This window comes from Streptomyces sp. SID5910 (assembly GCF_009862125.1).
GTDB lineage: Bacteria > Actinomycetota > Actinomycetes > Streptomycetales > Streptomycetaceae > Streptomyces.
Map to the genome: position 1 here is coordinate 1 of NZ_WWHX01000518.1, position 461 is coordinate 461.

Annotated in this window: 1 protein-coding gene; it reads left to right on the plus strand. The window is 70.7% G+C overall.

Annotated features, from left to right (window positions below; translation table 11 throughout):
* Positions 1 to 396, plus strand: a 396-nt coding sequence (locus tag GTW67_RS18435; protein ID WP_161165923.1) for a peptidoglycan-binding domain-containing protein, incomplete at its 5' end; no start/stop codon positions are given.
* Positions 397 to 461 lie beyond the last annotated feature (65 nt).

Sequence of the window (461 nt, forward strand, 5' to 3'; positions counted from 1 at the left end):
ACAAGCCCGTCCCCGTCACCGTCCCCCTCTTCCTCCCCCTCCCCTTCCCCCTCGGCATCGACGGCCTCACCGACCCCGTCCCGCTCCCCGGAGCCGACCACGTCCACGACCACGCCCACACCGAGCGCGCCCGCTTTCGCCCCCGAGGAGGACGGGGAGGACGACGGCGGTGGCGGCACGCTGCAACGCGGCGACCGCGGCTCGGAGGTCACGGAACTCCAGCAGCGCCTGGCCCAGCTGTACCTGTACATGGGCGAGATCAACGGCACCTACAACCCCCAGGTGGAGGACGCGGTCAGCACCTACCAATGGGCCCGCGGCATCCGCACGGACGACTTGGGCGTATACGGCGAAGCCACCCGCCAAATGCTCGAATCAGAAACCCACACCCCCTGACACCGGGCACCACGGCCACGTGATCCGCGGGCAATCGTGCCGCCTAGGGCGGCACGGGTGGGTGC